The sequence below is a fragment of the Caulobacter sp. SSI4214 genome, assembly GCF_012184455.1.
Taxonomy (GTDB): Bacteria; Pseudomonadota; Alphaproteobacteria; order Caulobacterales; family Caulobacteraceae; genus Caulobacter; species Caulobacter vibrioides_E.
This window is the reverse complement of record NZ_SZWJ01000108.1, coordinates 1-12,945: the sequence shown is the minus strand read 5'-3', so window position 1 is coordinate 12,945 and position 12,945 is coordinate 1. Positions and strand designations below refer to the sequence as shown.

Genomic DNA, 12,945 nt, shown 5'->3' with positions numbered 1-12,945 from the left:
ACCGCCGAAGCGGCCCAACCGTTTAGCGCCCGGTCAGCGGCGGAGGCGGCTATCTATCCAACCCCGAAACCCGTGTCAAATCGTTTTTTTCAAAACTCTTCGAACCGGAGCGCCAACAAGCTCGAAAGCCTCTCAGCGGAGCTGGCAGCTTCTAGAGAAGCTACCAAATCCAGTCAAGCTCTTTTTCAAAATAAACAGAAGCTTTTCTGGAGCCGAAATACTTGGAACACCTTGCGGAGCTCTTTGCATTTCGAGGAGCGCGGCTTCTAGCGAAGCCGAATTCCAAGGTCAACCGACTTTCTTCTTTTTGTTTTCTTGGCGGTCAGGCCGCTTCAGAACGCAAAAGATGGCCGGGACGCGCCAGACTGGAGCGCCGTAAGTCAGAAGAGATTCGATTGAGGCTGCGGAACCTATCGAACCACCATCAGAAACGCAAGCCCCGAAGGCCAAGGTTTCGTCCGACGGGCCGTGGCCCCGAAGCGAGGGGCGGCTTCTAGAGCCCCCTTCCCGGCCCGGCAAGCGCTGAATCTCCGATTCATCCCCAGGCGCCGCATTCCTCTGTGCATGAACTATGTCACGCCGGACTTGCACGCCGCCCTCGCCTCGCTCAGAAGGCTGGACGCGCTTCAAGCGCGAGGCCGTCCAAACTGGCCCGCCTCCATAAGGTGACCAGCGTCCATGCTATCCCAGAAGGCGCGCTATGCCCTGCGCGCGATGATCGAACTGGCCCGAGCCAACACCCAGGTCACCGCTGGGGAGTTGGCGGAACGCGCCGATGCGCCGCGCAAGTTCCTGGAGGCCATTCTTCTTTCGTTGGCGCGAGAGGGCCTGGTGATCAGCCGGCGGGGCAAGTTCGGCGGCTATGTGCTGGCCCGCCAGCCCGAGACGATCAGCTTCGCCGAGATTATCCGCCTGGTGGACGGCCCCCTGGCCCTGGCGCCCTGCGTCAGCCGCACCGCCTTCCGCCGATGCGAGGATTGTCGCGATCTGGCGACCTGCGCCCTGCGCGAGGCGTTGCTGCGCGCCCGCGACGCCACGGCCGCGGTGCTGGAAGGCTACAGCCTGGCGGACGCCGCCCAAGGCGCGGGCGCGGAGCTAATCGAGGGTTGAGTCCCTCTATATAGAGTGGAGCCTCTATATAGAGGCGCGCATATCCAAGAGACCAACCGTCTCCATAAGCGCCCGCGTCGCTTGCTCGCCCGCGACAAGCGCAGGGCTTCTAAATCAAATGTTTAGAGCGTGAGATAAGCTGAAACCGGTTCCCACTTTCAGCCTCACGCTCCAGGTGGATCAGCCCGCCGTGATATAGGCCTTGAGTCCGTCCGCCTCGGCCTGAGCCTCGTGGATCTTGTACTTCACCAGGTCGCCGATCGAGATGATCCCCGCCAGGCGTCCGCCCTTCACGACCGGAAGGTGACGAATGCGGCGGTCGGTCATGCGCTCGAGCAGGGCTTCCACCGTCTCGTCCGGCTGAGCGAAGATCACGTTCGCGCTCATGCAGGCGCTAATCGGCTTGGTCAGCGCGCTGGCGCCTTCCTTGGCGATCACCCGCACGATGTCGCGCTCGGAGACAATGCCCACGACCGCTTCCTTGTCGTCGACCACCACCATGGCGCCGACCTTACGCGTATGAAGCAGCGCCGCGGCGGCGCCGACGGTCTCCTGGGGGGAGGCCGTGAACACGAGATCACCCTTGTCTTTCAGGATCTGAGAAACCAGCACTGCGCGTCTCCCTATGTTCTTATGGAACGAGGGTCTCGCAAAGCGTGCGACTGATCAATGGGGATTGACCCCGCGCGGGATATTTCCCGCCCAGGCCGCGAACGGGCCGATCAAGATCGCGCCCGCGACGAAGCCCACGAGGTGCGCCTCCCAGGCGATCTCGCCCGCACCCATCGACAATAGGGTCCCCGTCACCGCCATCACCAGATTGACGATCAGCCAGCCCAGCCCCAACGAGATGACGCGCGGCCCCAGGATGGGCCCGACGCGCCCAGGCGTGTCCATCACCCGCGCCGCCGCGCCCATCAGGCCCGAGACCGCGCCCGACGCCCCGATCACCGCGGCGTCGGAGTCCGGATGGATCGCCGCGAAGCCGATCCCCGACAGGACTCCGCACGCCAGGTAGAACAGGCAGAAGATTCCCCCTCCCCGGCCGTTAAGTCCCAGCAGCCGGGCGACCGGCGCGCCGAAGGCCAGGGCGAAGGCGGCGTTCATCAGCGCGTGGACCCAACCGCCATGCACGAACATCATCGTGACGACGCCCGTCCAGCGCCCCGCCCAGAAGTCCTTGGGAACGAGGGCCAGCGACACCACGGTGGCGTCGTCCATGCGCAATAGAAGAATGAACGGCGCGAGGATCGAGGCCGCCGCGAGCACGGCCGGCCAGGGCGCGTTGAACACCGGCTCCTTCGGCGGGACCTGTTCGGGGCGTTCGGACGGGGCGTCGCTCATGGTTCCAACTTAGGGCCTCGCGCGACGATTCGAAGCCGATGGCCGGCGATTAACCAATTTTTCGAGACCTTGGGTCTACAGGTCAGTCTGTATCTTTTTGGCACGAGTGTTGCTTGACGCCCCGTGTCGACAGTTCGCGGAGCCTTTCATGGCCTGGCATCGGAATAAGCATAAGCGCGTCACGACCGTCGTCGCCATCGTCGCGCTCGGCGTCGGCGGCGCGGCCGCGGCGCAGACGATGACCACCAATTCGGCGTCGATGAACGCAGGCTATGGCCGCACCGCGGGCCAGGAAAATCGCATGGTCGAGTATTCGACCCGCGACGCCAACGGCAACCGGGTGATCGTTGACGGCATGATGCTGACCGGTTCCGACCAGAGCGTCTATGCGACCAGTCGTGCGACCGGGGCGCTGGACGCCTATGCCGGCGCGGGCGGCGTCGGCGGCTATGCCGGCTCGACCGCGATCGGCAACAACCTGACGGTCGTCACCCAGGGCAACTACAACACGGTGATCGTCAACTCCAACCAGGTGAACAACGGCGCCGTCACCGCCGGCTCCAAGGTGGTGAAGGGCGGCGTCGGTCAATGATCATCCAGCGCACAGGCCTGGCCTTGGCTCTGCTGGCCGCCACGGCGCTCAGCGGCTGCGGCGGCGTGCCGACGACGGCCTCGACGGCTGGCAACTACGCCACCCCGATCGGCAACGCCCCGGTCACGGCCAACCCGACCGACTATTCCCCGGCCCTGGTCTGCCTGAACCAATACGCCCGCGCCAACCACGTGGCCGCGCCGCGCATCGCCATCGGCCGCATCGCCGACTACACCGGCAAGGAAGAGTCCGACGGCTCGGGCCGCAAGATCACCCAAGGCGCCTCGCTGATGGCGTTCTCGGCCTTCGCCAAGGCCGGCATGCCGATGGTCGAGCGCTTCGACACCTCGGTTTCCGAATTCGAGCTGAAATACGCCAACAACAAGCTGATCTCGGACAATCCCAATCCGCGCGCGGACATGCCGGCCGACTATCGCAAGATCCTGGCCGGCCAGGTGCCCGGCTCGGACTTCTATGTCGTGGGCGGGATCACCGAGCTGAACTTCAATATCCGCTCGGCCGGCGCGGACGCCTATGCCGGCGACAAGGACCCCGAGGGCGTGAAGGGCAATTTCCGCCGCCGCTCCTACATCATGAACGTCGCGCTGGACCTGCGGATGGTGAACACCCGCACGCTGGAAGTGGTGGACGTCATCTCCTATCAGAAACAGGTCGTCGGACGCGAAGTCAGCGCCGGCGTCTTCGACTTCCTGGGCACCACCCTGGTCGACCTGTCGGCCGGCCGTGGAGCTCTGGAGCCCATGCAGCTGGCGGTTCGCGCGCTGATCGAACGCGCCGTCGTCGAGATGGCCGCCAACCTCTACGGCATGCCCGGTCCGCAAAGCTGCCTGCGCTACGATCCGCTGGGAGACGGCACCGTGGGCCAGACCGGCGCCTTCACGCCGGCCTACAACAATACGGGAACGAACAATGCGCAGACCCGCGAAGACCCGTCTCGCTGGAACGCTAGCCGCGATCCCGATATCCGTGATGCTAAGCGGGGTCGCTACTAGCCAGACGACCGCGCCCAGTCCGATCCTGAACAACCAGATCAATCTGGGCGAGATCTTCTCCGAACAGGCTCTCAACGTGCAAACGGTCACCGATGGCGTGACCGCCTCCACGACGGCCCAGGCCAACGGCGTCTCGATCGGCGTCGCCAATGCCGACGCCTCGGCGACCTCGAACCAGACCAACCAGGGCGCCGTCTATGCTCACGGCGTCGTCGGCATAGCCGCCGACGGCGGCGCGACCACGACCGTCAATACGACGGCGGCGGGCAATTCCGGTACGATCGGCGCCGCGAGCGGCACGATCTCGGCCTTCGGAGTCCAGGTGAACAACGCCGGCGTCACCGCGCGGGGCCAGATCGAGGCCGGCGACGCCCAGGCCAAGGACGTCTCGGTCTCGACCCTGGCCATGGGCAACACCCAGGGCGTGAGCCTGGACAACGGCGCGGCGGGGCTGCGGCTCAGCCAATCGAACACGGCCAACACACTCGCGGACGGCGGCGCCCATGTGGGCGCGGTCACCGGCTCGATCTCGGTCAGCGCGACCACGGCCGGCAACAACATCAATATCAGCGGCGCCAACCAATCGGCCTCGCGCCTGATCACCGACCAGGCCAACACCGCCGACGTCACCCAGGCCAGCAAGTTCACGGCCTATGGTTCCAGCTATCTGTCGGCGACGACCGCCACGGCCACCGGCAACACGCTGTCGGTCTCCAACGAAGGCCCGCTGACGGACCTGACATCGAACCAGTGGAACACGTCGTATGTGCGTGGCCAGGCCGAGGCGACCTCGTACCAGTTCGGCGGCGCCCAGACGAACGCCTACGCCGTCGGCAACGCGTCGCAGGTGGTCAATCTCGGCTCCGAACTGGCGCTGAACAACACCCAGACCAATGACGGCGGCGGCGTGGAGGCGATCGCGACCTTCGGCGGCCAGGACGGCTATGACGCGACGACCGCCGCCACGGCTATGGGCAACGCGGTCAGCGGCACGGTCTGTTCGCGCTGCAACGGCCGCATGACGGTGAACAACAACCAGGTCAATAACGCCGACGTCGGCGCCACCACGACGACCAACAGCTACTCGACCGGTCGGCAGGTGACCGGCGTCTCGACGGCGGTCGGCAACAACGCCGGCTTCTACGTCCGCTCGCCCAGCGGCAACTGAGCGCGTTCCGCCCAGGTGACACGAGCGCCTAGTCGCGCTCTATCATGGACGCGCGATCGCTTCGTGGCGGACGGATGGGACCCATGTACGAGAAGATCATTCTGGCGTTCGACGGCAGCCACGAGGCCAGGACCGCGCTGCGGGAAGGCGCTTTGTTGGCCCGGCGGTACGGCTCCCGCGTCTGGCTGTTGTGCGTGCTTTCCGACAGCTCGGCGATCACCATGGCCGAGGGCGTTCATCCCGGGGCGGCCGACCAGTTGACCGCCGCGAGCGCCGCCCTGGTCGAGGAAGGCCTGGCCAAGCTGAAGGCGTTCGGGCTCGAGGCGACCGGCCATGTCGTGCGCGGCGACCCGGCGCCGATCATCAGCGCCTTCGCGCGCAAGGTCTCGGCGGATCTGGTCGTGGTGGGCCACCGCAAGCGAAGTTTCTTGGAACGCTGGTGGAGCGGCTCCTCGGGCGCCTATATCGTCGATGACGTCGACTGCAGCCTGCTGGTCGCCCGCCGTCCGATCAGCGACGCGGAGTTCGCCGCCGAGATGACGCGCCTGTCGGCCGAGTTCGCCGCCGGCTGACCCTTTCGCCCGCGACGGCGTCGCGGACGCGGCGGGCTTAGGGCTTGGGGCCGAGATTTTGGCGTTTCCTCGAAGCCCGCCCTGCTATACGCCGCACGTCTCCAAGACATTCCGCCGCCACGAGCGGCGTCGAGAAGTATTTAGACGATCATGGCTCCTCCCGCCCGCGCGCCCGTACTCGCTCTCAAGGACGTCCGTCTCGCCGACGGCGCCAAGCCCCTGTTCGACGGTGTCGACCTGGCCCTGGAGCCGCGCGTGCGCGCCTGCCTGGTCGGCCGCAACGGCGCGGGCAAGTCGACCCTGCTGAAGATCCTGGCCGCCCAGGGTGTCGAGGCGGACAGCGGCGAGCGCGCCGTGCAACCCGGCGCCAAGGTCGTCTATGTCAGCCAGGAACCGGACATCACCGGCGAGACCTTGCTGGACTACGCCACCGCGGGCGGCGCCCAGGACTACGAGGCGCAGGCGGCCCTGGCCGACTTCGGCCTCGATCCCAACAAGAGCGCCAAGGGCCTGTCGGGGGGCGAGACCCGCCGCGCCGCCCTGGCCCGCGCCTTCGCCGAGCAGCCCGACGTGCTGCTGCTGGACGAGCCGACAAACCACCTGGACATCTTCGCCATCCAGACCCTGGAAGACGAACTGGCCGCCTCCAAGTGCGCGGCGCTGATCGTCAGCCACGACCGCGCTTTCCTGAACCGCGTCACCGAACGCTGCTTCTGGCTGGAGCACCGCAAGATCCGCCGCCTGGACAAGGGCTTTTCCGAGTTCGAGGCCTGGGCCGACTCGATTATCGCCGCCGACGCCGAGGAGGCTCGCCGCCTGGACAAGGTGCTGGAGCGCGAGAACGCCTGGCTGGCGCGCGGCGTTCAGGGCCGCCGGGCGCGCAACGAAGGCCGGCGCCGCGCCCTGCTGGCCCTCCGCGCCGAGAAGAAGGACCGTCAGAGCGAGATCCGTGGAGCGATGACCATGGCGGTCGAGTCCTCGGGAACCTCGGGCAAGCGCGTCGTCGAGGCCAAGGGCCTGACCAAGCGCTTTGGCGAGCGGACGATCGTCGAGAACTTCTCCACGCGCATCATCCGCGGCGACCGCGTCGCCCTGGTCGGTCCGAACGGCGCCGGCAAGACCACGCTGGTCAAGCTGCTGCTGGGCGAGCTGACCCCGGACGCCGGCGCGGTGCAGCTGGGAACGAACCTGGAGGTGTCCTACATCGATCAGGCCCGCATGGCGTTGTCGGACAAGATCACCGTCTGGGACTTCCTGACGCCGGGCGGCGGGGACTCGATCATCGTGCGCGGCCACCCCAAGCATGTGGCCGGCTACGCCAAGGAGTTCCTGTTCACCGACGCCCAGTTGCGCCAGCCGGTCACCAGCCTGTCGGGCGGCGAGCGCAATCGCCTGCTGCTGGCCCGCGCCCTGGCCAATCCGACCAACCTGATGGTGCTGGACGAACCGACTAACGATCTGGACATGGACACGCTGGACCTGCTGGAGGACCTGCTGGCCGACTTCGACGGCACGCTGATCCTGGTCAGCCACGACCGCGACTTCATCGACCGCCTGGCCAGCTCGACCATCGCCCTGGACGGCAAGGGCCGGATCGTCGAGACGCCCGGCGGCTGGACCGACCTGATGGACCAGAACCCGGACTTCTTCAAAGCCACCAAGAGCGGCGCGACGTTCGCGCCGGTGTCGAAGTCCGCCCCGGCCGCCCCGCCCGCGCCCCCGAAGAAAAGCGTCAAGCTGTCCTACAAGGACCAGCGCCGCCTGGAGGAATGCGAGGCCCTGATCGCCAAGAGCCCGGCCATCATCGCCAAGCTCGAGGAAACCCTGGCCGATCCAAACCTGTACAGCCGCGACCCGGCCGCCTTCGACAGGACCATGAAGGCTCTGGACAAGGCTCGCGCCGATCTGGAGCAGGCCGAGATGGAATGGCTGGAGCTGGAAGAGAAGAAGGAAAGCCTGGCGGGCTGACCCCGCGATCTCGGCGCGGACCTGCGGCGAAACGCCACAGCCGGCGATAGACCGGCAACGAAAGGCCCGAGGAGCGTATTGGTAAGCGCGCCAGCTTCATCGTCTGATTGAAAACTGGCGATGGTGTCGCGACGTCTCCCGGTCCCCCGGCGTTCGACCGCGACCCCATAGGTCACCGCCGAGCACGGGCGGAAGGGTTTGGGGGACGAAAGACGATGCCAAACGCGCTGGCGCGCCAGGAACTGAGACGGCAGAGCGTTCTGCTGCTGAGCCTCTCGGCCGCCATCGTCGCCAGCCTCGTCTTCAGCGATTACCTGACCCGAACGCCCCAGGGCGTCGCCGCCTTCTGGCCCGCCAACGCCCTTCTCGCGGCCGGCCTGCTGGCCTTGAGCGGTTCGCGACGGCTGTCCCTGACCCTCGTGTTCGTGGTGTTCCATCTGGCGGTCGGCCTGCTGGTCGGCGACACGCCCGGGCGCGCCCTGCTGTACACGGGGATCGACACCTTGGAGGCCCTGGCCGTCTGGCTGCTGAGCCTGCGCATCGGCGGCGGCCGCCATCGCATTCGCTCGATGCGCGCCCTGGCCCTGCTGCCGGCCGTGACCACCCCCGTCGCGGCGGCCTCGGCCCTGCTGTGCGCGGCCATTCTGACCGGCGTCTCCGGCGAGCCGTTCAGAAAGGACCTGATGGACTGGTTCCTCCGGGACGCCTTGGGCCTCGCCGTGGTTCTGCCCGCGACCCTGGTGCTGATCGACGCCGAGCACCGACGGGCCTTCCGCAGCAACTGGCGCGAACAGTTCCTGCTCATTTTCGCGGTGGCGGCCGTCACCCTGCTGTGCGCGCATCCCGTATCGGGAGCGCCGCCGTTCTTGATCTTCCCCGTCGCGCTCGTGGCGGCCTACCGGCTGGGCGCGCGGGGCGCGGCCATGGCCTCGCTGGTGATCGCGGTTATCGTCATGCCGTTCGTGATCAGCGGCTCGTCCCCGCGCTTCAACGCGGTTCTGGGCCCGGTCGCCCAGGTGCGCACGGTGCAGGTTTTCCTGGCCGTCCTGTTCTACACTTGCCTGGCCGCCGGCCTGGCCCTGGCCCAGCAGGACCGCCTCAAACGCCTGCTGGTGCGTCGTGAGCTGTTAACCCGCGCCGCCAGAGCCCGAGCCCAGGCGGCGACCGAGGCCAAGACCGAGTTCCTGGCCACGATGAGCCACGAGATCCGCACGCCGCTGAACAGCGTGCTGGGGTTCGCCCAGCTGCTGGCGACCCGCGACGACCTGCCGCCGGACGCCCGCCGTCAGGTCAACCTGATCGACAGCGCCGGCGCGGCCTTGCTGACGGTGGTCGACGACATTCTGGACTTCTCGCGGGTCGAGGCCGGCCTGATCGAACTGCTGCCCCGCCCCACCTCGGCCGCCGGGCTGCTGAGCGACGCGGCCGCGATCATCGCGCCGGAAGCCCGCGCCAAGGGGCTGTCGATGAATGTCGAGGTCCACGACCCGGTCGGCGGCCTGCACGAACTGGACGCGGACCGTCTGCGCCAGGTGCTGATCAACCTCCTCAACAACGCCGTGAAGTTCACCGAGGAGGGGCGGATCGACGCGCGCCTCTCGGTCGAGCCCGGCGAGGCTGAGGATCGGCTGCGCTTCGAGATCATCGACACCGGCGTCGGCATCGAGCTCGACAAGCAGGCCCTGCTGTTCCAGCGCTTCTCCCAGGCCGACAGCTCGATGCGGCGGCTGCACGGCGGGGCGGGCCTGGGCTTGGCCATCTGCCGGACGTTGGTCGAAGTCATGGGCGGCCGTATCGGCGTCGACAGCGTGCCGGGGCGGGGCTCGTGCTTCTGGGTCGAACTGTCGGCCCCGACCGCCGAGGAGCTTCCCCTCCCCGAGCGCCCCAAGGCCTCGGCCCCGGGCGGCGCCAAGATCCTGATCGTCGACGACCATCCCATCAATCTTGAGATCGGCCAGACCCTGCTGGCTCAGGTCGGCTGCGAGGTGGACGTCGCCGAGAACGGACGGGAAGCGGTCGAGCGCGCCCGGCGGGGCGACTACGACATCATCCTGATGGACATCCACATGCCTCAGATGGACGGCTTCGAGGCGACGCGCGCGATCAAGGCGCTGGGGGCGCCGGCCAGCGACGTCCCGATCATCGCGATGAGCGCCGACGCCCTGCCTCGCCAGGTCGAGCGCTGCTACGCCGTCGGCATGGTCGATCACATCGCCAAGCCCATCCAGCGTGACGCGCTCTACGCCAAGGTCGAGCGCTGGCTTAGAAAGCCGGGCGCGGGGTCCCGGGCCTGAACCGACGTCTTCTCGCGAACGCCGTGATATCGGATTTGCGGTTCTGGGTTGGAAGAGCCCCCAACGCTGCTTACCTTGGCCGCGAACAAGGGGAACGCTCCATGCGCCGCCGCGCCTTCGCCGCCCTGGGCCTGATGGCCTTCATCGCCGCCTGCTCGCCCGCCCCCAAGAAGGACGCCGCGCCGACCGGCCTGACCAAGCTGAAGCTGGCCACCGACTGGCGGGCCGAGGCCGAGCTCGGCGGCTACTACCAGGCGCTGGCCACCGGCGAGTACAAGAAGCGCGGCCTAGACGTCACCCTGGTGCAGGGCGGCCCGGCCGTGAACGTGCCCCAGCTTCTGGCCACCGGCGCGGTCGATGTCGGCGTCGGCTCCAACAGCTTCATCGTCATGAACCTGGCCAAGGAGAACGCTCCGGTCAAAGCCGTCGCCGCCTTCATGCAGAAGGACCCGCAGGTCCTGATCGCCCACCCCGGCCAGGGCGTGAACGGCCTGGCCGACATGAAGGGCCGGCCGATCCTGCTGGCCGACGCCTCGATCACCGCCTTCTGGGTATGGCTGAAGGCCAAGTACCATTTCGCCGACGATCAGGTGCGCAAGTACAACTATTCGTCCGCGCCCTTCCTGGCCGACAAGCGCGTGATCCAGCAGGGCTACGTCACCAGCGAGCCCTATCTGATCGAGAAGGAAGGCAAGGAGAAGCCGGCGGTCTTCCTGCTGGCCGACAACGGCTATCCGGCCTACGCCTCGATGGCCCTGGTTCCCGACAACCTGATCGCCAAGAACCCAGCGGCGGTGCGGGCCTTCGTGGAGGCCACGGCGGCGGGCTGGAAGTCCTATCTCTACGGCGACGCCAAGCCGGGCGACGCGGCGATCCTGAAGGACAATCCGGAAATGACCCAGGACGTCCTCGACCAGGCCCGCGAAAAGATGCGGTCCTACGGTATCGTCGGCAAGGACGGCGAGATCGGCCAGATGAGCGACGCGCGCTGGGCCGAGTTCTTCAAGGTCGCCGCCGACCAGGGCGTCTATCCAAAGGACATGGATTACAAGAAGGCCTACACGCTGCAGTTCCTGCCCAAGGCGCAATGAAGACCCCCATCGCCAGCCTCAACGCCGTCGAGGTCGACTACGCCCGGGGCCGCGCCCTTGGACCGGTCGACCTGAGCCTCGCGCCCGGTGAGATCGTGGCCCTGGTCGGCCCCTCTGGCTGCGGCAAGTCCACGGCCCTGCGCCTGCTGGCCGGTCTGGAGGCCCCGACGCGCGGGACCGTGACGCGCGCCGCCGGTCGGGGCGAGACCTCGGTCGTCTTCCAGTCGCCCACCTTGGCCCCGTGGCTGTCGGCGCGGGACAATGTCGCCTTGCCGCTGGCGTTGGCCGGCGTGGCCAAGAAGGATGCGATGCCGGCCGCCGACCAAGCCCTGCGCAAGGTCGGCCTGGGCGCCGCGCTGGGCGCGCGCCCCGCTCAACTGTCTGGCGGGATGGCCATGCGCGCCTCGCTGGCCCGTGCTCTGGTCACCCGCCCGCGCCTGCTGCTGCTGGACGAGCCCTTCGCGGCGCTGGACGAGATCACCCGCCGCGCCCTGGCCGACGACGTCCTCGCCCTGGCCGCCGAGCTTTCGCCCGCCGTGGTCTTCGTGACCCACAATGTCGAGGAGGCGGTCTATATGGCCGGCCGGGTGGTGGTCATGTCGCCTGGCCCCGGCCGCATCGTCGGCGAGATCGCCATCGACGGCCCCGTCGCGCGGCCCCCCGGCTTCCGCGCCACGGAAGCCTTCCGCGCCGCCGCCGAGGCGGTCTCGACCCTGCTGGCCCAAGCCCCGGAGCGGGCGGCGTGAAGCGCGTTCTGCCTCCGCTGATCCTGATCGCCGTCCTGCTGGGCGGCTGGGAAATCGCCTGCCGCGCCCTGGCGGTCCCGCCCTATCTTCTGCCCGCGCCCAGCGCGATCGCGACGGCCTTCGTCGGCGCCTGGCCGCTGCTGCTGGCCTCGGCCTGGACGACGCTCTCGACGGCGCTGGTCGCCCTGGCCATCTCCAGCCTGATCGCGTGCGCCCTGGCCCTGGCCGTCAGCCTCAACAGCCAGCTGGAGGACGCCGTCCGCCCGATCGCCGTGACCTTGCAGGTCACTCCGCTGGTCGCCATCGCGCCCTTGGTGACGATCTGGGCCGGCATCGACCATCCAGGCCGAGCCGTGACGGGTCTGGCGGCCGTCGTCGCCTTCTTCCCGATCTTCTCGGGCGCGCTCACGGGCCTGAAGGCGGCGGACCCGGATCTCGCCCGCCTGTTCGATCTCTATGGCGCGACGCCCTGGCAGCGGCTCGTCCGCCTGCGCCTGCCCTCGGCCGTTCCCGCGCTGCTGGAAGGCCATAAGGTCGCGACGGGTCTGGCCGTGATCGGCGCGGTCGTCGCCGAGTTCGTGGCGGGGTCCGGCGGAACCCAAGGCCTGGCTTGGCGGATCCTGGAGGCCTACAATCGCCTGCAGACCGCGAAGGTGTTCGCCGCCGTGCTGACCCTGGCCATTCTCGGCGTCGCCTTACACGCCCTGATGGAGCTGGCGGAGCGTCGTTTGCTCCGCGCCTGGCGCGGTCGTTAGGCCAAGATTAAGCGGCCACGGGTATCACGGATATCCGTAGGAGCTCTAACTTGAACAGCCCCATGCGCCTCGTCGCCCTCATCGCCGCCCTCGCCTGCGCCGCCACCGCCGCGCACGCGCGGGACGGCGCGCGCGAGAGCCGCTACGGCCCCGCCCCCGATCGCGCGCCGACGCCCGTCGGCGCCCAGGGCCCGGGCTTCACCGGGACGCCCTATGGCGGCGCCTTGCTGGGGTGGTCGGGCAAGCGGGAAGCCATCGCGCCGGTCGCCGTTCAGCAGGCCGTCCAACAGCC

At 68.0% G+C, this 12,945-nt stretch carries 13 protein-coding genes and 1 pseudogene; 12 read left to right on the top strand and 2 right to left on the bottom strand.

Translation table 11 applies throughout. The features are described from left to right. Window positions 1–270: hypothetical protein (locus FCU40_RS23175; protein WP_206677358.1), on the top strand; the 270-nt coding region annotated here is incomplete at its 5' end. A 408-nt stretch (window positions 271–678) separates the two neighbouring features. Then, window positions 679–1,110, top strand: a complete 432-nt coding sequence (locus tag FCU40_RS20470) for an Rrf2 family transcriptional regulator (RefSeq protein WP_004621075.1) — start codon at window positions 679–681, stop codon at window positions 1,108–1,110. 180 nt (window positions 1,111–1,290) lie between these two features. Here the strand turns inward: FCU40_RS20470 and FCU40_RS20465 are convergent, their stop codons facing one another. Together FCU40_RS20465 and FCU40_RS20460 are read right to left on the bottom strand one after the other, a co-directional pair. After that, window positions 1,291–1,722 (bottom strand): CBS domain-containing protein, encoded by a 432-nt coding sequence (locus FCU40_RS20465; protein ID WP_004621077.1) that lies wholly within the window; start codon window positions 1,720–1,722, stop codon window positions 1,291–1,293. Window positions 1,723–1,776: 54 nt separating this feature from the next. Beyond that, window positions 1,777–2,454 carry a rhomboid family intramembrane serine protease gene (locus tag FCU40_RS20460; RefSeq protein WP_168077459.1) on the bottom strand — a complete coding sequence of 226 codons (678 nt, stop codon included), beginning with the start codon at window positions 2,452–2,454 and terminating at the stop codon, window positions 1,777–1,779. A gap of 148 nt (window positions 2,455–2,602) precedes the next feature. Between FCU40_RS20460 and hfaA the strand changes: the two genes are divergently transcribed. From hfaA to FCU40_RS20410, 10 genes and pseudogenes are all read left to right on the top strand, one after another. Next, window positions 2,603–3,046: a holdfast anchoring protein HfaA gene (gene hfaA / locus FCU40_RS20455; protein ID WP_004621081.1), complete on the top strand. Its 444-nt coding sequence runs from the start codon at window positions 2,603–2,605 to the stop codon at window positions 3,044–3,046. Beyond that, entirely contained in the window at window positions 3,043–4,059 is a 1,017-nt protein-coding gene (gene hfaB / locus FCU40_RS20450; RefSeq protein WP_004621082.1) for a holdfast anchoring protein HfaB, read from the top strand. Before hfaA ends, hfaB begins: the two co-directional genes overlap by 4 nt. Further along, on the top strand, window positions 4,037–5,227 hold the full coding sequence (hfaD, locus tag FCU40_RS20445; protein ID WP_241693668.1) for a holdfast anchor protein HfaD: 1,191 nt from the start codon (window positions 4,037–4,039) through the stop codon (window positions 5,225–5,227). Before hfaB ends, hfaD begins: the two co-directional genes overlap by 23 nt. Window positions 5,228–5,310: 83 nt before the next feature. Beyond that, on the top strand, window positions 5,311–5,799 hold the full coding sequence (locus FCU40_RS20440) for a universal stress protein (protein ID WP_168077455.1): 489 nt from the start codon (window positions 5,311–5,313) through the stop codon (window positions 5,797–5,799). Window positions 5,800–5,949: 150 nt separating this feature from the next. Beyond that, a complete protein-coding gene (locus FCU40_RS20435) occupies window positions 5,950–7,767 on the top strand; it encodes an ABC-F family ATP-binding cassette domain-containing protein (RefSeq protein WP_168077453.1) in 1,818 nt (605 codons plus the stop codon). Between the two features lie 215 nt (window positions 7,768–7,982). After that, window positions 7,983–10,061: an MASE1 domain-containing protein gene (locus FCU40_RS20430; protein ID WP_168077451.1), complete on the top strand. Its 2,079-nt coding sequence runs from the start codon at window positions 7,983–7,985 to the stop codon at window positions 10,059–10,061. Window positions 10,062–10,162: 101 nt separating this feature from the next. Further along, window positions 10,163–11,152, top strand: coding sequence for an ABC transporter substrate-binding protein (locus tag FCU40_RS20425; protein WP_168077449.1), 990 nt, complete (start codon window positions 10,163–10,165; stop codon window positions 11,150–11,152). Next, on the top strand, window positions 11,149–11,898 hold the full coding sequence (locus tag FCU40_RS20420; RefSeq protein ID WP_168077447.1) for an ABC transporter ATP-binding protein: 750 nt from the start codon (window positions 11,149–11,151) through the stop codon (window positions 11,896–11,898). Before FCU40_RS20425 ends, FCU40_RS20420 begins: the two co-directional genes overlap by 4 nt. Continuing rightward, window positions 11,895–12,653, top strand: coding sequence for an ABC transporter permease (locus tag FCU40_RS20415; protein WP_168077445.1), 759 nt, complete (start codon window positions 11,895–11,897; stop codon window positions 12,651–12,653). The genes FCU40_RS20420 and FCU40_RS20415 overlap by 4 nt, the downstream gene beginning before the upstream one ends. Window positions 12,654–12,715: 62 nt before the next feature. After that, window positions 12,716–12,945: pseudogene (locus tag FCU40_RS20410) on the top strand (hypothetical protein); the annotation flags it as partial.

What these genes read in the sequence shown, in the direction of transcription:
- FCU40_RS20470 (WP_004621075.1), top strand. Translation starts at nt 679, where the DNA reads ATGCTATCCCAGAAGGCGCGCTATGCCCTGCGCGCGATGATCGAACTG.
- FCU40_RS20460 (WP_168077459.1), bottom strand. Translation starts at nt 2,454, where the DNA reads ATGAGCGACGCCCCGTCCGAACGCCCCGAACAGGTCCCGCCGAAGGAG.
- hfaA (WP_004621081.1), top strand. Translation starts at nt 2,603, where the DNA reads ATGGCCTGGCATCGGAATAAGCATAAGCGCGTCACGACCGTCGTCGCC.
- hfaB (WP_004621082.1), top strand. Translation starts at nt 3,043, where the DNA reads ATGATCATCCAGCGCACAGGCCTGGCCTTGGCTCTGCTGGCCGCCACG.
- hfaD (WP_241693668.1), top strand. Translation starts at nt 4,037, where the DNA reads ATGCTAAGCGGGGTCGCTACTAGCCAGACGACCGCGCCCAGTCCGATC.
- FCU40_RS20440 (WP_168077455.1), top strand. Translation starts at nt 5,311, where the DNA reads ATGTACGAGAAGATCATTCTGGCGTTCGACGGCAGCCACGAGGCCAGG.
- FCU40_RS20435 (WP_168077453.1), top strand. Translation starts at nt 5,950, where the DNA reads ATGGCTCCTCCCGCCCGCGCGCCCGTACTCGCTCTCAAGGACGTCCGT.
- FCU40_RS20430 (WP_168077451.1), top strand. Translation starts at nt 7,983, where the DNA reads ATGCCAAACGCGCTGGCGCGCCAGGAACTGAGACGGCAGAGCGTTCTG.
- FCU40_RS20425 (WP_168077449.1), top strand. Translation starts at nt 10,163, where the DNA reads ATGCGCCGCCGCGCCTTCGCCGCCCTGGGCCTGATGGCCTTCATCGCC.
- FCU40_RS20420 (WP_168077447.1), top strand. Translation starts at nt 11,149, where the DNA reads ATGAAGACCCCCATCGCCAGCCTCAACGCCGTCGAGGTCGACTACGCC.